Source organism: Pseudomonas sp. BW16M2, from assembly GCF_014268865.1.
Classification (GTDB): Bacteria; Pseudomonadota; Gammaproteobacteria; order Pseudomonadales; family Pseudomonadaceae; genus Aquipseudomonas; species Aquipseudomonas peradeniyensis.
In genome coordinates this window covers 26083-47919 of sequence record NZ_JABWRI010000040.1, presented here as the reverse complement: position 1 = coordinate 47919, position 21837 = coordinate 26083, and the positions used below count along the sequence as shown (strand labels likewise).

Annotated in this window: 20 protein-coding genes; 2 read left to right on the top strand and 18 right to left on the bottom strand. The window is 62.7% G+C overall.

Annotated elements, in window-relative coordinates; translation table 11 throughout:
• Positions 1–57 precede the first annotated feature (57 nt).
• The 12 genes from HU735_RS24815 to HU735_RS24760 form a co-directional block, all read right to left on the bottom strand.
• Positions 58–1026, bottom strand: a complete 969-nt coding sequence (locus HU735_RS24815) for a type II secretion system F family protein (RefSeq protein ID WP_186716048.1) — start codon at positions 1024–1026, stop codon at positions 58–60.
• Positions 1027–1053: 27 nt separating this feature from the next.
• A complete protein-coding gene (locus tag HU735_RS24810; protein ID WP_186716047.1) occupies positions 1054–2040 on the bottom strand; it encodes a type II secretion system F family protein in 987 nt (328 codons plus the stop codon).
• A 2-nt stretch (positions 2041–2042) separates the two neighbouring features.
• Positions 2043–3476, bottom strand: coding sequence for a CpaF family protein (locus HU735_RS24805; protein WP_186716042.1), 1434 nt, complete (start codon positions 3474–3476; stop codon positions 2043–2045).
• 3 nt (positions 3477–3479) lie between these two features.
• On the bottom strand, positions 3480–4697 hold the full coding sequence (locus HU735_RS24800) for an AAA family ATPase (protein WP_186716040.1): 1218 nt from the start codon (positions 4695–4697) through the stop codon (positions 3480–3482).
• Positions 4691–5194, bottom strand: a complete 504-nt coding sequence (locus tag HU735_RS24795) for a TadE/TadG family type IV pilus assembly protein (protein WP_186716038.1) — start codon at positions 5192–5194, stop codon at positions 4691–4693. Before HU735_RS24795 ends, HU735_RS24800 begins: the two co-directional genes overlap by 7 nt.
• The gene (locus tag HU735_RS24790; protein WP_186716036.1) at positions 5194–5664 is read right to left on the bottom strand and encodes a TadE family protein; all 471 of its coding nucleotides are present in this window, start codon (positions 5662–5664) and stop codon (positions 5194–5196) included. The genes HU735_RS24795 and HU735_RS24790 overlap by 1 nt, the downstream gene beginning before the upstream one ends.
• Positions 5665–5672: 8 nt before the next feature.
• The gene (locus tag HU735_RS24785; protein ID WP_186716034.1) at positions 5673–7013 is read right to left on the bottom strand and encodes a TadE/TadG family type IV pilus assembly protein; all 1341 of its coding nucleotides are present in this window, start codon (positions 7011–7013) and stop codon (positions 5673–5675) included.
• A 92-nt stretch (positions 7014–7105) separates the two neighbouring features.
• Complete coding sequence (cpaB, locus tag HU735_RS24780) at positions 7106–7921, bottom strand: Flp pilus assembly protein CpaB (protein ID WP_186716032.1); 816 nt, start codon at positions 7919–7921, stop codon at positions 7106–7108.
• A gap of 16 nt (positions 7922–7937) precedes the next feature.
• Positions 7938–9260 carry an AAA family ATPase gene (locus HU735_RS24775; RefSeq protein ID WP_186716031.1) on the bottom strand — a complete coding sequence of 441 codons (1323 nt, stop codon included), beginning with the start codon at positions 9258–9260 and terminating at the stop codon, positions 7938–7940.
• Between the two features lie 14 nt (positions 9261–9274).
• Positions 9275–9793 (bottom strand): prepilin peptidase, encoded by a 519-nt coding sequence (locus tag HU735_RS24770; RefSeq protein ID WP_186716030.1) that lies wholly within the window; start codon positions 9791–9793, stop codon positions 9275–9277.
• Positions 9794–9822: 29 nt separating this feature from the next.
• Positions 9823–10014 (bottom strand): Flp family type IVb pilin, encoded by a 192-nt coding sequence (locus HU735_RS24765; RefSeq protein WP_186716029.1) that lies wholly within the window; start codon positions 10012–10014, stop codon positions 9823–9825.
• A 607-nt stretch (positions 10015–10621) separates the two neighbouring features.
• Positions 10622–10813, bottom strand: coding sequence for a Flp family type IVb pilin (locus HU735_RS24760; protein WP_186716028.1), 192 nt, complete (start codon positions 10811–10813; stop codon positions 10622–10624).
• Between the two features lie 333 nt (positions 10814–11146).
• Here HU735_RS24760 and HU735_RS24755 point away from each other — a divergent pair, with 333 nt between their 5' ends.
• Positions 11147–12025, top strand: a complete 879-nt coding sequence (locus tag HU735_RS24755) for a response regulator transcription factor (RefSeq protein WP_186716027.1) — start codon at positions 11147–11149, stop codon at positions 12023–12025.
• 65 nt (positions 12026–12090) lie between these two features.
• Here HU735_RS24755 and HU735_RS24750 read toward each other — a convergent pair whose 3' ends face one another.
• The 4 genes from HU735_RS24750 to trxA all read right to left on the bottom strand — a co-directional run bounded on the left by HU735_RS24750 (position 12091) and on the right by trxA (position 16618).
• Positions 12091–13059 (bottom strand): CDP-6-deoxy-delta-3,4-glucoseen reductase, encoded by a 969-nt coding sequence (locus HU735_RS24750; RefSeq protein WP_050707468.1) that lies wholly within the window; start codon positions 13057–13059, stop codon positions 12091–12093.
• The gene (ubiD, locus tag HU735_RS24745; protein WP_186660587.1) at positions 13059–14525 is read right to left on the bottom strand and encodes a 4-hydroxy-3-polyprenylbenzoate decarboxylase; all 1467 of its coding nucleotides are present in this window, start codon (positions 14523–14525) and stop codon (positions 13059–13061) included. Before ubiD ends, HU735_RS24750 begins: the two co-directional genes overlap by 1 nt.
• Before the next feature lie 194 nt (positions 14526–14719).
• Entirely contained in the window at positions 14720–15979 is a 1260-nt protein-coding gene (gene rho, locus HU735_RS24740; RefSeq protein WP_011536308.1) for a transcription termination factor Rho, read from the bottom strand.
• 309 nt (positions 15980–16288) lie between these two features.
• Positions 16289–16618, bottom strand: a complete 330-nt coding sequence (gene trxA, locus HU735_RS24735) for a thioredoxin TrxA (protein ID WP_062575557.1) — start codon at positions 16616–16618, stop codon at positions 16289–16291.
• A gap of 244 nt (positions 16619–16862) precedes the next feature.
• Between trxA and ppx the strand changes: the two genes are divergently transcribed.
• Positions 16863–18365, top strand: coding sequence for an exopolyphosphatase (ppx, locus tag HU735_RS24730; RefSeq protein WP_186716026.1), 1503 nt, complete (start codon positions 16863–16865; stop codon positions 18363–18365).
• 108 nt (positions 18366–18473) lie between these two features.
• On the opposite strand, the gene ppk1 is transcribed toward ppx, so the two are convergent.
• On the bottom strand, positions 18474–20654 hold the full coding sequence (gene ppk1 / locus HU735_RS24725; RefSeq protein WP_186716049.1) for a polyphosphate kinase 1: 2181 nt from the start codon (positions 20652–20654) through the stop codon (positions 18474–18476).
• Between the two features lie 79 nt (positions 20655–20733).
• Positions 20734–21744: a porphobilinogen synthase gene (gene hemB / locus HU735_RS24720; protein ID WP_186716025.1), complete on the bottom strand. Its 1011-nt coding sequence runs from the start codon at positions 21742–21744 to the stop codon at positions 20734–20736.
• Positions 21745–21837: the final 93 nt, after the last annotated feature.

The following is a 21837-nucleotide window of genomic DNA, read 5'->3' as shown; positions in this document are numbered from 1 at the left end:
GGCCTCCAGCGTTTTCTTGCGCTGGAGGCCCGGGCCCGGTTTGCATGCGGCGTTTGCTCAGAGCTTGCCGAACACCTTGAACACACCGACGATCGCAGGCCCGATGGCCACCAGGAAGAAGCTTGGCCACAGGCAGAAGATCAGCGGGAACACCAGTTTGGTACCGATCTTTGCCGCCCTCTCCTCGGCCATTTGCGTGCGCCGGTCACGAAACTCCTCGGCATAGATGCGCAAGGTGGCACCGACGCTGGTGCCAAAACGGATGCTCTGTGCGAGCAGGCTGACCAATCCGCGAATGTCCTCCAACCCCGTCCGATCAGCCAAGTGCTTGAGCGCCTCGGTGCTGGGAATCCCCGCGCGAATCTCGGCGTTGACCAGCGCCAGCTCAATGGCCAGGTCCGGTTGGCTGACCGCCATTTCCTCGGACACCCGCTCGATCGCCTGGGGCAATGCCAGGCCCGATTCCACACATACAACCATCAGGTCCAGGGCATCGGGAAAGGCCACCATCAGCCGGGTCATCCGCGCCTGTTTACGCGCATTGACATAAACCGCCGGTGCCAACCATCCCACGCCCAGCGCCGTGACCAGGATGACAATACCCAATGGCAGCGAAAGTGTCGGAACCAACGGCAGGGCCAGCAACGCCAGGCCCACCGTCAGCAACGGCGACAACAGGCGAGTCGCCCAGTACATCTGTACCGCCGCCTGCGAGCGATAGCCAGCATGGGTCAGCAGCGTGTGGGTCGCCGAACTGGCTGCCGGCTCCGTCGGCGAGAAGCGCTGGCCGACCTGTTCCAGCAGCAGTTGCAGGCTGCTGGTGGTGTGTTGCTCGTAACCGGCCCCAGCATGACCGCGCTTGAGCAACAGCAGGCGCCGCTGTACCGGATCTTGCAACCCTTGCACCAGCAACACCAACGTGACCACCGCCAGTACCACGCTCAAGCCGATGGCCGCGGCGAACAGCAGGCGAGCCAACTCCTCGTCCCCCACCGCGCTGTTGATCAGACTCAGCAGATAGTTCATGACCCCCTCCTTGACACCTGGCGGTGTTCAAACCTGAATCCGGATGATTTTGCGTATCCAGAAAATCCCGATCAGCATCGCCACGAACGCCCCGATCACCAGCTTCTGGCCCAGGGGCTCACTGAGCAGCATGGGCAGATAACTCGGGCTCGACAGCACAATCGCCGCCGCCAACACGAAAGGTACGGCAACCAGTATCCAGCCCGACATGCGCCCCTCGGCCGACAGCGTCTTGACCTTGCGCTGGAAGCGGAAGCGCCCACGAATCAGGCTGCTCAGGCGCTCCAGCACCTCGGTCAGGTTGCCCCCGGTCTCACGGTGGATCAGCACCGTGGTCACCAGCATCATCACGGTCATGCTCGGCATGCGCTCGAGCAGGCCGAGCATGGCCCGGCGTACATCGTTGCCATAGTTGATGTCGGCGAAGGTCAGGCCGAACTCGTGAGCGACTGGACCTTTATGCTCCTCGGCGACCAACTGCAGGGTCTCGTTGAATGGATGGCCGGCGCGCAGCGCGCGGCATACCGCATCCAGCGCATCGGGCAGGCCTTCTTCGAACTGGGCGAAACGCTTGCTGCGGTCACGGGAGATCTTCAGCACCGGCAGCCAGAACGTGGCCAGGCCACCGGCAAGGGCCAGCCACCACAGCTGAGTGAACAGCCACAGCACCACCGCAGCGGTCACGGCCAGGATCAGGCCGAGCAGCAGCACCCGGTAGGCACGGTACTCATGCCCGGCTTGCTCGATCATCTGCGCCAGACCCTCCATGCCCGGCAACTGCTCCAGGCGCGCCTCCAGCGGCGACAGTCGGCGCAGGTATTTCTGCCGCAGTACCGACTGCATGTTCGCCAGGTTACTGCTGCTCTCCAGCACGTTCAGACGGCTACGGATACGCCTGCGGACCTTCTTGGCCTCACCGAACACCGGGATTGCCAAGCCTTGACTGAGCAGGAACATGGCGGTGAACACCATGCCGAGGAACGCCAGAATATATTCACTGGGAATCTGGCTCATGTTCATCCCTCCATCCAATCGGGCCGGAACAGGCTCAGTGGCAGTTCGATGCCGCGCTTGGCCAGGACCTCGCGGAACGCGGGAACCATGCCCGTGGGGCGGAACTCGCCGAGGACTTCACCACGCTCACCGATACCGTTACGCACAAATGAAAAAATCTCGGTCATGGTGATGATCTCGCCTTCCATGCCATTGATTTCCTGAACGCTGACCAAGCGCCGCGTGCCATCCTCCTGGCGCTCCAACTGGATGACCACACTCAGGGCAGAAGCGATCTGTTGGCGCAGGGCCTTGATCGGGAAGGTCGCACCGGTCATCGAGACCATGTTCTCGATCCGCCCCAGGGCATCGCGCGCGGTGTTGGCGTGGATGGTGGTGAGCGAGCCGTCGTGGCCGGTGTTCATCGCCGTCAGCATGTCCAGCGCCTCGGCGCCACGCACCTCGCCGATGACGATACGGTCGGGGCGCATGCGCAAACTGTTGCGCACCAGGTCGCGCTGGCTGACCTCGCCCTTGCCCTCGATGTTCGACGGACGGGTTTCGAGGCGTACCACATGAGGTTGTTGCAGTTGCAGTTCGGCCGAGTCCTCGATCGTGACGATCCGCTCATTGTGGGGGATGAAGCTCGACAACACGTTGAGCATGGTGGTCTTGCCGCTACCGGTCCCGCCGGAGATCAGCACGTTCATGCGCCCGCGCACGATAGCCTTGAGCATCAGGGCGATCGACGGCGTAAGGGTGCCCATCTTCACCAGGCTTTCGGTGTTGAGCAGGTCCACGGCAAAGCGCCGGATCGACATGCTCGGCCCGTCGATGGCCAAGGGCGGAATGATGGCGTTGACCCGCGAGCCATCCTTGAGCCGTGCGTCCACCAGTGGTGACGACTCATCGATGCGCCGACCCAGACTGGAAACAATACGGTCGATGATGTTCAACAGGTGGTGATTGTCGCGAAAATGCACATCGGTTCGTTGCAGCTTGCCAAAGCGCTCGACGTACACCGAGTCGGCACCGTTGACCAGAATGTCCGATACACTGTGATCGGCCAGCAACGGCTCCAGTGGGCCGAGACCGAGCACTTCGTCGGTGATCTGCTTGATGATCAACTGCCGGCTGCTGGCGCTGACCGGCGCCGAGTGCTCGTCGAGCAGGCGCTGGCAGATGTCGCGGATCTGCCGCGAGGCGTCGCCCGGTTCCAGGGAGTCGAGCAACGACAGGTCCATGACCTTGAGCAGCAACTGATAGATCTTCTCCCGCCACTCGGTCTCCACCTGGTTGAGCTTGGTCCGGGTCTCGTAAGGCACATCCGGTATGGCGGCCTCCCAGGCCATGAGTACGCTGTCGCAGCTGGCACTGTCCGGCTGCGCCCCCTGCCCGTCTGCCGGGGCGCTATTGCCGGCCTGCTGGCGCAGACGATTACGAAAGTCGCTGAGCATGGTTCACCCTCCGAACAAACGGCCAAAGGTACGTTTAAACAGGCCCCGCTCGCTGGCCACGACCCCGATCAGGTCCTGGCTCAACTCATGCAGGCTGACAGTCAGCGCAGCACGTGGCGCATGCACCTCCAGGGGCACGCCGGTGTTCTGGCTTTCGTTGACAGCCGAATAGTCATTGGGCAGCTTGTGCACATTGCTGCAGCGCATGGCATCGCTGATGTCCTTGAGACTGACGGGAGAGGCTTTGTTGTAGCGGTTGACCACCACCTTCAGGCGATTGCCTTGCACGCCTAGGTCGTTGCGCAGGATGTGGGTCAGCCGCGTGCCGTCCTTGAGGTGGCTGAGGCTTTGTTGCACCACGATGTAGATCCGATCGGCCTGCTCCAGCGTGACCCCTGTGAGGTGGTCGATCTGCCGCGGCAGGTCAACCACCACCCAGTCATAGGTGCTGCGCGCCAGGCGCAGCAGGCTTTCCAGCTGCTCCAGGCGAACGTCCTGGGCCAGGCACAGCTCGCCCGCGCGGCCACTGAGCACATGCAGGGTCGGGCTGAAGTGACTGCAAAAGCCGCGCAAGGCTATGCTGTCCAGCTCTTCGATCTGCTTGAGCACCTCCATGTGGCAGTGCTGCGGCAACACATCCAGGCTGTGGGCCACCGTCCCGAACTGCAGATCCAGGTCCAGCAGCAACGTACGCCCGCCTCGCACGCTGAGTTGATGCGCCAGGTTGCAGGCCAGCATGGTCGCGCCGGAGCCACCCTTGGCGTTCATCACGGCGACCAGCTTGCCCCCGGTGCCTTGCTCGGCATGGGCTTCCATCACCATACGGTTGATCGCCGCCGTCAGTTCGTCGGCGGCCACCGGCTCGGTCAGAAAATCCCGGGCTCCAGCCTGCATTGCCAGGCGCATACCCTCGCGCTCGTCCAAGGGGCCGCACACCAGCAACGGTGGGCGCTCCTTGAGCGGGTGCTGCAGCAATGCGGCCAGTTCCTCGCGCCACAGGTGGCTGACACGCAGCAACAGCAGGTCAGGCATCTGCTCCAGCCCGAACAAGGGGTCGGTGTGGCCATTGCTAACCAAGCGGGTGGTGACATTCAGGTTGGGCAGGCACTGGCTCAGCGCTTTGAGCTGGTTCAACGCGGCCCCGTCACGGCCACTGATCAACAGGTGCATGCCGGGATTCTCAGTCACACTGGTGGTGGGTGCTTCTTTGGTCGTTAGCATGGCGTAATCTCCGGGGTGACGCCCGCCTCGGGTTGCCGACCGAGGCTTTCACGCGGCACGGTCGACCTGTACACCGGCAGGGTGAAACCCCCACCGAACCCTGGAATCAGCAGGTTGAAAGTGAAGTTGCTCAGTTGCAGCTGGATGTAGCGAATAGCGCGAAAGCCGCTGGCGCTGCCGAGGTCGTCCGGGTTGGCGACCACCGCGCCATTGGCGTCCAGATACACCAGACTGAGGTTGGCGGTGGCCAGGTTGCCGATCAGGCTGCTTTTGCCGCTGTTGTCGGCAGCATTGAAAATCGCCCGGCGCAAGATCACCGGATCACGGATATCGCACACCGCCGCCAGGCGCGCACCACGACGTACGCTCTCGTTGAGCGCGTTGACGGTGAAATACAACCGGCCCACCTCCAACACGCCGAACAGCAGCGTGAACAGCACCAGGCCGGTAATGGCGAATTCAACGACATACATCCCGCGCATACGCTGCTTATTCATCACAAGGCCCTCATCACCACAGTCGAGGTCAAGGTCAGGCCGAGCGGCACGCTCTGGCCGTACAACGCTGGTATTGCGCTACCGATTACCGGCACGAAGGTGTAGCTGATGCTGACCTGGACATGGTCGGTACCCACGGCCTGCACCGTGACCTTGTCGGTGGTCAGTCCCGGGACCACCGGCGGGTAGCCGCTCGGGTTGGCCGGCACGCCGTAGACCGCGACGCTTCGCGTCTTGGACACGAGGTCGGCACTCAGCGAGAGCTTGCCCAGGGTCGGGTTCCAGGCTTGACCGGAGACGAAGCGTCCGGCATCGCGGCTCGCCTGCATCAGGCTGTTGTACTGGAACAACATGCGACCGAACTCGCCGAAGGCGAACAACAACAGCAACAGCAGCGGCAGCGTGATCACCATTTCCACCATCGCCAGCCCTCGCTGGGCCTGCGCGGGCCTGCATCCACGGTGTCCCATGAGACCTCCTAGGAGTCGGTGCTCGGCGTCTGGTTGTTATCGATGTAGGTCTTGTACAGCTGGATGATCTGCGGACCGGTGTCGCTGGCTGGATGAGGGCCGGGCACATTGTCGCCATCACACTGCTTGACGAACTGGCCGAAGATTTGCGCCGAGCCGCCCTGCTGCGACTCCGGTTGCAGCACGAAGTAACAGCCAAAGCCCATTACCGGGATCGAACTGGCCCCATCGTTCTTGCCGGAGCAATCACCGACCACCACCTTGAGAATCCGCCGCTCGAATGCGCCATTGCCCTGGCAACCACCCGCCGAGCCGGACGCACAATCGGCGGAGGCCTGCGCCCAGTCGTTGTAGTCGTACAACGCACCACTGGCGGTGGCGAGGTTGCCGTTGGTCGAGGTCACCGACTGGTTGTTGTACTGGATCTGCGCTGGTGAACCGTTGTAGGTGAACGACTTGCTGTTGACCGTAATCACCAGGTCTGGCGGATAGTCGGCCGAGCTGAGGTTGCCGGTATACTGGTTGAAGCGAGTATTGAGGCCTTGGGCCGAAGGGCCGACGGTGTTACCCGGTTTGGTCTGCACGTTGTCGCCAACACGGTTGCACTGCTTGATCCCCCCCGCCAGTCCGTCCCGGACCGTGTTGCCCCCGGAACCGAAGTCAAGCAACTGAAAATTACCCGGGCCAATGCTCGAACTGTTGTTCGCCGCCGTTTTCAACACCTGCAGGTCACCGAAGCGAAACCCCCAGAACAGCCCATTGCCGGGGTCGTTCTTGGTTGGGTCGCCACACACCAGCAGCGGGGTCAAGTCGCAGGGACTGGCGGGGCTGGGACCGGCAGTGGCCACGGCCGCCACGGCCTTGGACGGGGCAGCGCCATTACCGACCGCCTGCAACATGCCCCAGAAGAACCCGCTGAGCGGGTAATTGGGCACCGACACCCGCACATACCGTGCATTGGCCGGGCCAGGGAAAGAGAACGGTCCGTAGACACTGGCAGACAGCTCCACCGTGGCGAAACCGCTCATGTCGTTGCCAATGGCCTTGGCCAGTTCCTGGTTGCCATCGGCGTTGGCATTGCGCGCCAGCGTGTCCCTGGCAGCGGCTTGGGTAGTGCTGGCGGAGCCGGAAGCACCGTACACCTCGCTCAGCTTCTTGGCCCCGCTCAGGGCAGCGGCATCGACGGCATTCTGCAGCCGGGCCTTGTTCACCAGCATGTGACTGCCGTCCAGCGCCAGGGCCCCCATCAACAGGATGGCGGCCAGGGCGATCACCACCAGCACGAGAGCCGTGCCCCGCTGATGCCGCGGGCATCTGTGCAGCGGCTGTCGAATATGCGCGTTCATCATTCAGACCCTCCAGTGCTACCGACCTTGACCTGCAGGGTGCCGGTACACGACGCCGGTAACTCGGCGTGGCTGTCAGCGACTGCGTCCGGCGGCTACATCTGGGTGTTGACGACATTCACCTCGATACCGCGAATCACCGTGATACCGCTGGGGCCAGACGCACTCTTGCGACGGACGATGGGCTTGACCATCGGCACCGGCGCCACTGGCTCAGCCTGGGCCAGCGCCACCGGCTCGGCGGGAACCGGCACCTTGTTGTTGTCGAGCGGGTTACGCAGGGCCAGTTGCAGTTTGCCGTCGGTCATGCCCTTGACCAGCAGTTCCGCCTGGGCAGGGGTCATTTCCAAGGTCACCGCACGCACCACCACTGGCTGGGTTTTGTCGGTGCTGGCCGTCTGGTCCACGGCCAGGACGCGCAGATCCTCCAGAATGGTGCGCGACTCAGCATTACCGGTACCGCCGACCTGCCTGGTCGCCAGGACATCGACCCGGTTGCCCGGCAAGAGGAACCCACCGACGCCGACCACGTCGTCAACCCGCACCGAGATCGCCCGTTTACTCGGTTCGATCAGCGAGGACAGCGTGCTGCCGCCCAAGTGCTCGGCCAGGCGCGCACCACGCAGGATGTCGCCGCCGAGCATGGCGAAGGTGGCGATCTTGCCCACGACCTTTTCGGTGGCATCGAAGGCGTCATCCGGTATCGCGTCCTTGGGCATGCGTACCAGCGTCACCTGCTGCGCCTCGACCATCTGCCCGAACGGAATCTCTACCGTGGCGACCACCACATTGCGCTGACTGTCATCGGCGCTGGCGTTGAGCCGGGCACTGAGCCAGGTGTTGGCCATCCACGCAGCGCCCAATCCCAGGATCAAGGACAAGGCAATCAAGATGAAAGTACGAGAGCTCATGCCGGTATCTCCTCATCTATCCAAGAAAGTCGAACTGTACGAAGTAGTTGGTCCAGGCCCACTTCACCTCATGCGCCGACAGCGGCCCGGAGCCCCCCTGATAGCGTTGGCGGTCAAGGGCCATGCTCAGCAAGTCACGGGGATGGCACGGCACCAGTGGCATGTTCTCGGCGCCGTACAACGCCTCCAGCGCGAAATGCAGCAGTCGCGGATCGAAGGCCAGACTCAGCCGCTCGCACTCCTGGCGCCAGATACGCTCGTATTCCTCGGGTTTCAGGTAGCCGAACTGCAGCTTGTAGCCAATGCGCCGCAAAAACGCTTCATCGGCCAACTCCAGCGGATTGAGGTTGGTCGAGAACACCAGGACCAAGTCGAACGGCAGCTCGCAGTGCCGCCCGCCGCCGAGGTTGAGAAAGTCGCGCTTCTCTTCCATCGGCACGATCCAGCGGTTGAGCAGCTCGGCCGGCGACATGCGCTGCCGGCCCATGTCGTCGATGATGAACAAGCCATTGCTGGCCTTGAGCTGCAACGGCGCCTGGTACTGACGGGTGAATGGGTCGTAGCGCACATCCAACTGCTCCATGCTCAGCTCACCGCCGGTGATCACCAGCGGGCGCATGCAGCGAAGCAGTCGCCGGTCGATCCCTTCGTCAAGCAGCAGGGTGTTCTGCTGATCATCCTGATCATCCAGGCAGCGATGTACCTGAGGGTCGTAGATTTCGATCACCGACTCGTTGACCGCAATGGCATACGGAACCCAGATCGCTTCATCGAACAGGCGCGCCAGACGGCTGCTGACATAGGTCTTGCCCGTGCCCGCAGGCCCGTAAATCATGATGGCACGACCAGAATTGAGCGCCACGCCCAGTTGATCGAGCATGCCTTGCGCCAGAACCACCCCCTTGAAAGCCTGCTGCATGTCCTGTGCATTGATCTGGCCGTGATGGATGGTCTGCACCTTGAGCAGCGCCCGGTACTGACTGACCGGAAACGGCGCCGCACCGATATAGCCGCTGCGTGCCAAGGCGTCGCGGGCGGCGCTGCGACCGCGCTCGGTCAACCCATAGCGCAATGCCTGGCCACCGTTGTGCCCGAGTATTTCGATGCGACCGTCCTTGCGCAGCGAGGTCAAGACCTCTTCAAGCACCGCCCCCGTCAGTGCCAGACGTTCCACCAGTCGGGGCATGTCCAGCACGCCTGCATCGTGCAAATGCTTGCAGACCAGGTCACCGAGCAGGTTTTCCGCCAACCCGGTTTCGCGCACGGTACGCGGCTGCGGGGCCAAGCGCTGCACAAGTTCGCGCTCGTCGTGAATGGTGTCATTGTCGGCGGCGTCCATGGTGTTCTCCTGACTTACTGGCCGAAGGGCAGCCAGAAGACGCTGGTCAAGGTGCCAAGCAAGACCGCAACTGAGTAAGGAAAGGGCTTGCCTGCCACCTCATCGACTGCTGGCGCCATATAGGCCCTGGCTCTGAACATCAACCAGTAGCGCCCCACGGTCTGCTGCACCTGCCCCCGCGCAAGGACGATCAAGAGTCCGCAAAGCGCACCGGCAATCAGGCTGAAAAGCGCGGCCCAGAGGGCGTCGTGCGGGGTGAGAAAGGCGCCGACCATGGCCATGAGCTTGACGTCACCGGCGGCCATCCCGCCAAAGGCATACATCGGCAGGAATACGGCAAAGCCGATTGTCATGCCCAAGGCCCAGTGGCCCAAGCCAAGGGCGCCCAGAATGGAGACCTGGCTGGTCAAGCCCAGGGCAAGGCCAAGCAGTACCAAAAAGTTAGGGATACGGTGCCAGCGCAGATCGCTCAGCACCGCAGTACCCAGCAGCCCCAGCAACGTTGCAATGACGATCGACTGCTCGATGCCCATGACTGCGACCCTCGTTGGATGCTATGGCCTCAGCAAGTCTTGCCCTGGACAGCGCAGCCCAGGCTGGTGATGGCGGTTTTCACGTTGCCGCCCAGGGTGATGAACGCCGCAACGGCACCCAGCGTGATCAGCCCACCGGCGACGGCATACTCCACGATGGTCAGACCATCTTCGTCTTTGATGAACTTCGCAACAGAAGTTTTAATTGATTGCAGTTTCATTTCGCTCACCTCACACAATGTTTGTTATCGGGCAACACTTGCCGTGTTGTTGAGTTGAACAGTAGTCAGAAGTGCACCCTTGGGGTTAGGAGTTTTTTGCTGATCGCTAGGAGTTTTTTGCCCCTGTCATCACACGCTACGAACGATGCGACTTGCGGCCTGGACACTTGCAGCGCGTTCGTCAATGACTCATCCCCGTTACCCTGCCCCCACCCAGCGGATGAAAACACCACGCCAAGCCATCCTGTCGAGCAATAGGCCGCGAAATGGCCAGAATGGTCATGTGTCTATCGTGATTCGATCTATTGGGAAGTGGTACAGCGACGATACTGGTCAGCGAGAAGAAACCATTCAGGAGCGCAATCGCGACAGTGCAGTCCGACTTGCCAGGAGGTGGGGTTATTTGAATGCTCGGCACGCGCATGCCTCTGGCCTGCAGAGACACACTGTTGCGTTGTCCGAACCGGATCGTGGTTGGAAAATCAGGCAGAGTCTATCCATGATGCGCTTTTGTCCCCACGACGCATCCCTCGGGTGCCCCGTGGTTCCTCCTCATCAGGCCCCGCTGCGAATGCTCACGACGGGGCCGAAAACACACGTGTACTGGCTAGCACGTGGTGCCTTTAACGGCACAACCGAGACTGGTGATGGCGGTACTCACATTGCCGCCCAGTGTGATGAAAGCCGCGACGGCACCCAGGGTGATCAGACCACCCGCTACCGCATACTCCACAATCGTCAGGCCTTCTTCGTCCTTGATGAATTTCAGCACCGACAGTTTCATCGATTGAATATTCATTCTGTGCACCTCATATAACGGCTATCTACCGAGGCGGTTAGTTAGTGTGCCGCCTGAGTGAATCCTAGTCAGCTAGAATCACGGAGGGTTAGGAGTTTTTTGTCGATGGGTAGGACTATTTTGCAGCATGCCCTGAACACGCCAAGCAACTCACTACCAGAAATAGTTCTTTGACATTATTTAGTTAGTAGTAACAAACGCTCTGCCAGCCCTTCACCTGCGAGGACTGTAATGGATGAACGGCATCGTCAAAATGGCAACTCGCAATGAGCAAGCACACGGAGTGCGACGCGCGTCGTACGAGGACGCAGGGAACGCTACAGGAATACCAGGATGAAGTCCGCATCGGCCAGCCCGCCCCACCTGCTGTGGTTTGATCTCACCCGAGACCGATCGGCCGAGCTGTTGGTTGCGCAGTTCCGTCCAACCTGCGACTGCCGTATCGCCAAGGTCGCCGCGTTGTCCGAACTTGATGTCGATGGCACGCGTCAACCGAACATGATCTGCATCCACTATGATCGCCCCGACATGCCCGGGCTCAACCTGCTGCTGGAGATCAAGCGCAAGGCGTCGTCCATACCAATCGCCATGTTCACCGTGCAGCACTCCGAGGAGCTTGCCGTGTGGGCCATGCGCTCCCGGGTCTGGGAGTACATCGTGCTGCCACTGTCCAACAAAGAGAAGCAACGTTTTCTACATGCGCTGGAACAGCTCTGCGAGCTGCGCCGCAGCATACAGCCCAGCGGCAACAAGACGCAGGTCGAGCATGGTCCCGCGCTGCCGGACAGCATCCGCCTGACGAACGAGCACCACAAACACCAGGCGCTCAATGACGTACTGCTCTACATCGACCAGCACTTTCGCAGCGAAATCGACCAAAAAGCACTGGCAAAACGTTGCGGCATGACCGCCTTCCGCTTCAGCCGGCTATTCAAGGAAGTCAACGGACTGGGCTTCATGGAATACCTGCTGAGCAAACGCATGGACTGCGCCAAGGAGCTGCTCATCAACAGTCAGATGCCTATCACCAGCATCGGCTACGGCGTCGGGTTCAAGGACCCGTCATACTTCGCCCGCGCCTTCAAGCAATTAGTCGGTTGTACCCCTAGCGAATACCGCCAGGCGCAACACGCCGACGCTGCGACGGCATCACCATTTACCGAAGACTTGTCAGAGGTCGTCGAAAGCCTTCAGCAGCTTGCCAATCGCTGAATGAACCGCTCGCCGAAACGACGGCGTGCAAGCCCCGCGCTGATTTGCTCAAAGATAAGTGGCCATCACCCCCGCGGCGCGTAGGCAAACACGTCGGCACGCATGCGGTGGGCATCCATGCCGGCCTCGACCAACGCATCGAGGGTGGCATAGACCATGTTCGGCGAGCCGCTGGCATAGACGTGGACCTGGTTCAGGTCGCCGATGTCCTCGCACACCGCCTCGTGCAACAGGCCGCAGCGCCCCTCCCAGCCGCACAGGTCGCTGACCACCTTGTGCAGGAACAGGTTGGGCAGGCGCTGCCACTCGTCCCAGTGCTCGATCTCGTAGAAGTCCTCGGGCCGGCGCACGCCCCAGTACAAATGCACCGGATGCTTGAAGCCCTGGGCGCGGCAGTGCTCGACCAGGCTATGCATCTGGCCCATGCCGGTACCGGCGGCGATCAGCACCAGCGGGCCGTCGGGCAGCTCCGCCAGGTGGGCATCACCGAACGGCAGTTCGATACGCGCCAGGCCACTGCGCCGCAGCTGCTCGATCAACTGCACGGCGCTGCTTTCCCGGGCCAGCACATGCAGCTCCAGGTCACGGCCACCGTGGGGCGCCGAGGCGAGGGAGAAGGCCGCCTTGTCCATACCCTCGCGCTCGATCATCAGGTACTGCCCCGCGTGATAGCGCGGCGGCTTGCCGGCTGGCGCGCGCAGGCGCACGCGCCAGACGTCGCCACCGACCTCGACGCATTCGCTCACGGTACAGGCCAGCTTGCGCACCGGCAGCTCGCCCAGGGCCAGCACACCATCCCACAGCAACACGCAGTCCTCCAGCGGCTCGGCGATGCAGGTGAACAGTTCACCGTGATCGCGGACTTGGCCTTCCTGGCGAACACTGCCTTCCACCAGCAGCGCGGCACATACATGGCAGTTGCCATTACGGCAGCTGCTTGGGCAGTCATAGCCCAGGCGCCGCGCGGCATCCAGAATCCTTTCACCCGGTTCGACCGCCAGTACCGCCCCGGAAGGCTGCAAGGTTACCTGCATCAATCTATTCCCAACTGGTCCCACAGCTCATCGATACGGCGGGTGACGGCCTCGTCCTTGACGATGACCCGGCCCCATTCGCGTGTAGTCTCGCCCGGCCATTTGTGCGTGGCGTCCAGGCCCATCTTCGACCCCAGCCCCGACACCGGCGACGCGAAGTCGAGGTAGTCGATCGGGGTGTTGTCGATCATCACCGTATCACGCTTGGGGTCCATGCGCGTGGTGATGGCCCAGATCACATCGTTCCAGTCGCGGGCGTTGATATCGTCGTCGGTGACAATAACGAACTTGGTGTACATGAACTGTCGCAGGAACGACCACACACCCAGCATGACGCGCTTGGCGTGGCCTGGATACTGCTTCTTCATGGTCACCACCGCCATGCGGTACGAGCAGCCTTCCGGCGGCAGGTAGAAGTCGGTGATCTCGGGGAACTGCTTCTGCAGGATCGGCACGAACACTTCGTTCAGCGCCACGCCGAGGATCGCCGGCTCATCCGGCGGTCGGCCGGTGTAGGTGCTGTGGTAGATCGGTTTCTGCCGGTGGGTGATGCGCTCGACGGTGAACACCGGGAAACTGTCCACCTCGTTGTAGTAGCCGGTGTGGTCGCCATACGGGCCTTCCGGGGCCATCTCGCCGGGGTGGATCACGCCTTCGAGGATGATCTCGGCGGTGGCCGGCACCTGCAGGTCGTTGCCACGGCACTTGACCAGTTCGGTACGGTTGCCGCGCAACAGACCGGCGAAGGCGTATTCGGAAAGGGTGTCCGGAACCGGCGTCACGGCGCCGAGGATGGTCGCCGGGTCCGCGCCCAGGGCCACGGCCACCGGGAACGGCTGACCCGGATGCTTCTCGCACCATTCACGGTAGTCCAGCGCTCCGCCGCGGTGGCTCAGCCAGCGCATGATCACCTTGTTGCGGCCAATCACCTGCTGGCGATAGATACCGAGGTTCTGGCGGTCCTTGTTCGGCCCGCGGGTGACAGTCAGGCCCCAGGTGATCAGCGGCGCCACGTCGCCCGGCCAGCAGTGCTGGATCGGCAACTGGCCCAGGTCGACGTCGTCGCCTTCGACCACGATTTCCTGGCATACCGCGTCCTTGACCACCTTCGGCGCCATGGACACGACCTTCTTGAAGATCGGCAGTTTCGACCAGGCGTCCTTCAGGCCCTTCGGCGGCTCGGGCTCCTTGAGGAATGCCAGCAGCTTGCCAATCTCGCGCAGTTCCTCGGTCGATTCGGCGCCCATGCCCATGGCCACCCGCTCGGGGGTGCCGAACAGGTTGCCCAGCACCGGGATGTCGAAGCCGGTGGGCTTTTCGAACAGCAACGCCGGGCCCTTGGCGCGCAGGGTGCGGTCGCAGACTTCGGTCATTTCCAGTACAGGGGAGATGGGAACCTGGATGCGCTTGAGTTCACCGCGCTGTTCCAGGCCACGGATGAAGTCGCGCAGATCGCGATACTGCATGCAAGGGCCTCGTGTTGGGCGTATCGGTCGGGGGGCAGAGTGTAGCGTTGTTCACGCCTTGTTTGGGGGCAAAAATGAAAAGGGGCCGCTTCGCGACCCATCGCGGGGCAAGCCCGCTCCCAAGGAATCAGTGGGAGCGGGCTTGCCCCGCGATGGGCTGCAAGGCAGCCCCAATCAATGCCGGTCTGAAACGCTTACTTGCGCTTCATCGACAGGAAGAACTCATCGTTGGTCTTGGTCTGCTTGAGCTTGTCGACCAGGAACTCGATGGCGGCGATCTCGTCCATCGGGTGCAGCAGCTTGCGCAGGATCCACATGCGCTGCAGTTCGTCGTCGGCGGTCAGCAGCTCTTCGCGACGGGTACCGGACTTGTTGATGTTGATGGCCGGGAACACGCGCTTCTCGGCAATACGACGGTCCAGGGGCAGTTCCATGTTGCCGGTACCCTTGAACTCTTCGTAGATCACTTCGTCCATCTTCGAGCCGGTCTCGACCAGCGCGGTGGCGATGATGGTCAGCGAACCGCCTTCCTCGATGTTACGCGCGGCACCGAAGAAGCGCTTCGGCTTCTCCAGGGCGTGGGCGTCGACACCACCGGTCAGCACCTTGCCGGAGCTCGGGATCACGGTGTTGTAGGCACGGGCCAGACGGGTGATCGAGTCGAGCAGGATGACCACGTCCTTCTTGTGCTCGACCAGGCGCTTGGCCTTCTCGATGACCATCTCGGCGACCTGCACGTGGCGGGTCGGCGGCTCGTCGAAGGTCGAGGCGACCACTTCGCCGCGCACGGTGCGCTGCATTTCGGTCACTTCTTCCGGGCGCTCGTCGATCAGCAGGACGATCAGGTGGCACTCGGGGTTGTTACGGGTGATGTTGGCCGCGATGTTCTGCAGCATGATGGTCTTGCCCGCTTTCGGCGGGGCGACGATCAGGCCGCGCTGGCCTTTGCCGATCGGGGCGCACAGGTCGATGACGCGACCGGTGAGGTCTTCGGTGGAACCGTTGCCGGCTTCCATCTTCAGGCGCTTGTTGGGGAACAGCGGCGTCAGGTTTTCGAAGAGAATCTTGTTCTTCGCGTTTTCCGGACGGTCGAAGTTGATGGTGTCGACCTTCAGCAGCGCGAAGTAACGCTCGCCTTCCTTCGGTGGACGGATCTTGCCGACGATGGTGTCGCCGGTGCGCAGGTTGAAGCGACGGATCTGGCTGGGCGAAACGTAGATGTCGTCAGGGCCGGCCAGGTAAGAGGCATCCGCCGAACGCAGGAAACCGAAACCATCCTGGAGAATCTCCAGCACGCCGTCACCGGAGATCTCTTCGCCGCTTTTCGCATGCTTTTTCAGCAGGGCGAAAATCACGTCCTGTTTGCGCGAACGGGCCATGTTTTCGATGCCCATCTGTTCGGCCATTTCCAAAAGATCGGTAATCGGCTTTTGCTTGAGTTCTGTCAGGTTCATAAGGGGAGTGACGTAATCATGTAAGGAAGGGAGAAATTAAGCGTTGGCTTAATGAGGCCGCGCCGCTAGATGGCGACAGGATCGCGTACTGATTCGAATTAGGGATGCTTCGGCGACGGCGTGCAGAGGGCACTGGAGAAGCAGTGCGAGGCCGAATGTAACACTTGCTTTTTTCGACGTCTAGTGGTTTTGGCCACCGTTTTCCGGGGCTATCCGTCTGGATGGCCACGATAGCGGGGCTCGCCGGCCCTCACGGAAATTGCCTACAACAGATAAAGAAAAGCCCCGCATTTGCGGGGCTTCATCACATCACAGGCTGGCGTCGAGGAACGCCTTGAGCTGCGATTTGGACAGCGCGCCGACCTTGGTGGCCTCGACGTTGCCGTTCTTGAACAGCATCAGCGTCGGGATGCCACGCACGCCGTGCTTGGCCGGGGTCTCGGCGTTTTCGTCGATGTTCAGCTTGGCGATGGTCACCTTGCCCTGGTATTCAGCGGCGATGTCGTCCAGTACCGGAGCGATCATCTTGCATGGGCCGCACCATTCAGCCCAGTAGTCGACCAGCACCGCGCCTTCAGCCTTGAGTACGTCGGCTTCGAAGCTGGCGTCGGTGACATGTTTGATAAGATCGCTGCTCATGGATATCTCCAGGTCGTAAGCATAAAAAAACGTTGCCCATCATAGCCGCACCCTGGCGCGACAGGAAGCCACAGCTGATTGAGTGTAACTATAGTTGTGCAAGACGCCACGAATCGAAACCGTCATGTCACGGTCATAACATTGCTATGACATTGCCATGCATCAAGCCTTGCCGTGCCGCTCGTTGGCGTATGCCCGCGATCGTGGCACGATTGCCGGGTTAACGACCGAGAACCCCCAGACCATGCCGCACACCACCGCGAAGAACCTGTCTCTGATCGCCGCCATCGACCTGGGCTCCAACAGCTTCCACATGGTCGTGGCCAAGGCCCATCACACGGAAATCCGCATCCTCGAAAGGCTTGGAGAAAAGGTTCAGCTCGCCGCCGGCATCGACGATGAGCGCAAGCTCAGCGAAGAAGCCATGCAACGCGGCCTGGAATGCCTCAAGCGCTTCGCCCAGCTGATCAACGGCATGCCCCAGGGCTCGGTGCGCATCGTCGGCACCAACGCCCTGCGCGAAGCGCGCAACCGCAACGAATTCATCCTGCGCGCCGAAGCCATCCTCGGCCACCCGGTCGAGGTCATCTCCGGCCGCGAAGAAGCGCGCCTAATCTACCTGGGCGTGTCCCACACCCTGGCCGACACCCCCGGCAAACGCCTGGTCGCCGACATCGGCGGCGGCAGCACCGAGTTCATCATCGGCCAGCGTTTCGAGCCGCTGCTGCGCGAAAGCCTGCAGATGGGCTGCGTGAGCTTCACCCAGCGCTACTTCCGCGACGGCAAGATCACTCCGGCGCGCTACGCCCAGGCCTACACCGCCGCGCGTCTGGAACTGATGAGCATCGAGAATGCCCTGCACCGCCTGACCTGGGATGAAGCCATCGGCTCGTCCGGGACCATCCGCGCCATCGCCGCGGCGATCAAGGCCATCGGCCAAGGCAGCGGCGAGGTCAACGCCGAGGGGCTGGCGGCGGTCAAGCGCAAGCTGTTCAAACTCGGCGAGACCGACAAGATCGACTTCGAAGGGGTCAAGCCGGATCGGCGGACCATCTTCCCGGCGGGCCTGGCCATCCTCGAGGCGATCTTCGACGCCCTGGAGCTGCAGCGCATGGACCACTGCGACGGCGCCCTGCGCGAAGGCGTGCTGTTCGACCTGCTGGGCCGCCATCACCACGAGGACGTGCGCGAACGCACCCTGAACTCGCTGATGGAGCGCTACCACGTCGACCAGGGCCAGGCCGCGCGCGTGGAACGCAAGGCGCTGCATGCCTTCGACCAGGTGGCCGCAGCGTGGGATCTGGAGGAGGGAAACTGGCGCGATCTGCTGGGTTGGGCGGCGAAAATCCATGAAATAGGACTGGATATTGCCCACTACCACTACCACAAGCACGGCGCCTACCTGATCGAGCACTCCGACCTGTCCGGTTTCTCTCGCGAAGACCAGCAGATGATGGCCCTGCTGGTGCGTGGCCACCGTCGCAACATTCCCAAGGACAAGTTTGCCGAGTTCGGCGACGAAGGCGTCAAGCTGATCCGCCTGTGCGTGCTGCTGCGCTTCGCCATCCTGTTCCACCATATCCGCGGCACCCAGCAGATGCCCAAGGTGGAGCTGCAGGCCGGCGACAACAGCCTGGAGGTGGTCTTCCCGAGCGGCTGGCTGGAGCAGAACCAGCTGACCCAGGCCGACTTCGCCAACGAGGCGGAATGGCTGGCGCGGGTTGGGTTTGTGCTCAGCGTGCGGTAGTAACACCCAGCCCTCTCGGGCAGAGAACAACGTGGGAGCGGGCTTGCCCCGCGATATGGCACCGGCGATGCCGGTGATCGCGGGGCAAGCCCGCTCCCACGTGTTGAGTTACCGGACGTTGAGCACCGGATTGCTCAGCCGCTCCAGTAGCGTCGCCTGGGCACTGCGCGGGTTCTGGTTGCCGGTCGGCGTGCTGCGCACGTAGCGCCCGTCCGGCTGCAGGGTCCAGGCCTGGGTGTTGTCGGTCAGGTACCCCTCCAGCTCCTTTTTCACCCGCAGCAGCAGCTTCTTGCCCTCCACCGGGAAGCAGGTCTCGACGCGCTTGTCGAGGTTGCGCTCCATCCAGTCGGCGCTGGACAGGTAGATCTGCTCCTCGCCGCCGTTGAGGAAGTAGAACACCCGGGTGTGCTCGAGGAAGCGGCCGATGATCGAGCGCACGTGGATGTTGTGCGACACCCCCGGAATGCCCGGACGCAGGCAGCACATGCCGCGCACTACCAGGTCGATGCGCACGCCCGACTGGCTGGCCTTGTACAGCGCCTTGATGATCTTCGCGTCGGTCAACGAGTTGAACTTGGCGATGATGTGCGCCGGCTTGCCTTCCAGGGCGAACTGGGTCTCCCGGGCGATCATGTCGAGCATGCCCTTCTTCAGGGTGAAGGGCGCGTGCAGCAGCTTCTTCATGCGCAGGGTCTTGCCCATGCCGATCAGCTGGCTGAACAGCTTGCCGACGTCCTCGGTAAGGGCGTCGTCGGAAGTCAGCAAACTGTAGTCGGTGTACAGGCGGGCGTTGCCGGCGTGGTAGTTGCCGGTGCCCAGGTGCGCGTAACGGACGATCTCGCCCTGCTCGCGGCGCAGGATCAGCATCATCTTGGCGTGGGTCTTGAAACCGACCACGCCGTAGATCACCACCGCGCCTGCGGCCTGCAAGCGGCTGGCCATCTGCAGGTTGGACTCTTCGTCGAAGCGCGCGCGCAGCTCGATCACCGCGGTGACCTCCTTGCCGTTACGCGCCGCGTCCACCAGGGCGTCGACGATCTCCGAGTTGGCGCCCGAGCGGTACAGGGTCTGGCGCACGGCGAGTACGTGCGGGTCCTTGGCGGCCTGGCGCAGCAGGTCGATCACCGGGGTGAACGACTCGAACGGGTGCATCAGCAGCACGTCCTGCTTGCCGATCACGCTGAAGATGTTGTCGGCGTTCTGCAGCAGCTTGGGGATCGCCGGGGTGAACGGCGTGTACTGCAGCTCCGGGTGGCTGTCGAGGCCGGTGATGCTGAACAGGCGAGTCAGGTTGACCGGGCCGTTGACCTGGTACAGCTCGCTCTCGCTCAGGCTGAACTGCTTGAGCAGATAGTCGGAGAGGTGTTTCGGGCAGGTGTCGGCCACCTCGAGGCGCACGGCATCGCCGTAGCGGCGCGAGAACAGCTCGCCGCGCAGGGCGCGGGCCAGGTCGTCGACCTCCTCGGAGTCCAGTGCCAGGTCGGCGTTGCGGGTCAGGCGGAACTGGTAGCAGCCCTTGACCTTCATGCCCTGGAACAGGTCGTCGGCGTGGGCGTGGATCATCGACGACAGGAACACATAGTTGTCGCCCGGGCCACCGACCTCTTCCGGCACGCGGATGACCCGCGGCAGCAGGCGCGGCGCCGGGATGATCGCCAGGCCCGAGTCGCGACCGAAGGCGTCGACACCCTCGAGTTCGACGATGAAGTTCAGGCTCTTGTTCACCAGCAGCGGGAACGGGTGGGTCGGGTCGAGGCCGATCGGGGTGATGATCGGCGCGATCTCGTCGCGGAAGAAGCGGCGCACCCAGGTCTTGAGCTTGGGCGTCCAGTAACGGCGGCGGATGAAACGGATGGCGTGCTTTTCCAGCTCCGGCAGCAGCACATCGTTGAGGATCGCGTACTGACGGTCCACCTCCAGGTGTACCAGCTCGCTAATGCGCGCCAGCGCCTGGTGCGGCTGCAGTCCGTCGGCGCCGGCCTGTTCGCGGGCGAAGTTGATCTGCTTCTTCAGGCCCGCCACGCGGATCTCGAAGAACTCGTCGAGGTTGCTGGAGAAGATCAGCAGGAACTTCAGGCGCTCGAGCAGCGGGTACGATTCGTCCAGCGCCTGCTCCAGCACGCGGATGTTGAACTGCAGCTGCGAGAGCTCGCGATGAATGTACAGGCTGCTGTCGTCCAGGCTCGGCACGGCGATCGCCGGGGCCGGCGCAGGCGCGGGCGCCGGGGCGGCTTCGACGACCGCTTCCGGCTCCACTACCGCCGGCAGGTCGGGCGGGGTCTGCACCATCTCTTCGGGCACGGCCTGGGCATCCTTGATCTCGACAGGGGTTAGCACTTCGTTATTCATCTGACGTTCCTGGAGGGCGTTACTGCCCTCTCATCAATTGAGCGGCACGCACGGCGAAATAGGTCAGGATGCCATCAGCGCCTGCCCGTTTGAAAGCGGTGAGGGATTCGAGGATCACGGCCTCGCTCAGCCAGCCGTTCTGGATAGCGGCCATGTGCATGGCGTACTCGCCGCTGACCTGGTAGACAAAGGTCGGCACCTTGAACTCGGTCTTCACGCGGTGGACGATATCCAGGTACGGCATGCCCGGCTTGACCATGACCATGTCGGCGCCTTCGGCGAGGTCGGTGGCCACTTCGTGCAGGGCCTCGTCGCTGTTGGCCGGGTCCATCTGGTAGGAGGCCTTGTTGGCCTTGCCCAGGTTCAGCGCCGAGCCGACCGCGTCGCGGAACGGACCGTAGTAGGCGCTGGCGTACTTGGCCGAGTAGGCCATGATGCGCACGTTGACGTAGCCGGCCTCTTCCAGGGCTTGGCGGATCGCGCCGAGGCGACCGTCCATCATGTCCGACGGGGCCACCACCTGGGCGCCGGCCTCGGCGTGGGACAGCGCCTGGCGGACCAGTGCCTCGACGGTGATGTCGTTCTGCACGTAACCCTCTTCATCGAGGATGCCGTCCTGACCGTGGGTGGTGAACGGGTCCAGGGCCACGTCGGTGATCACCCCCAGCTCCGGGAAGCGGGCACGCAGGGCGCGGGTGGCCCGCTGGGCGATACCGTCCGGGTTCCAGGCTTCGGCGCCGTCGAGGGACTTCTTCTCGGTCGGGGTCACCGGAAACAGTGCCAGCGCCGGAATGCCCAATTCCACCCAGCCCTGTGCGGCTTCCAGCAGCAGGTCGATCGACAGGCGCTCGACGCCCGGCATGGACGGCACTTCTTCGCGACGGCCCTCGCCGTCCAGTACGAATACCGGAAGAATCAGGTCATCGACGGTCAGGGTGTTTTCGCGAACCAGGCGACGGGAAAATTCGTCCCGGCGGTTGCGACGCAGGCGGGTGGCAGGAAACAGACGGTTGGCGGGGGTAAAGCTCACGGCAGACTCCTGAGCCCGCGCGGGCGGGCAGCGCGACAGTTATAAGCGGCCATTATGACGCCTGTGTTACATCCTTAGGCAACCCTGCGACTT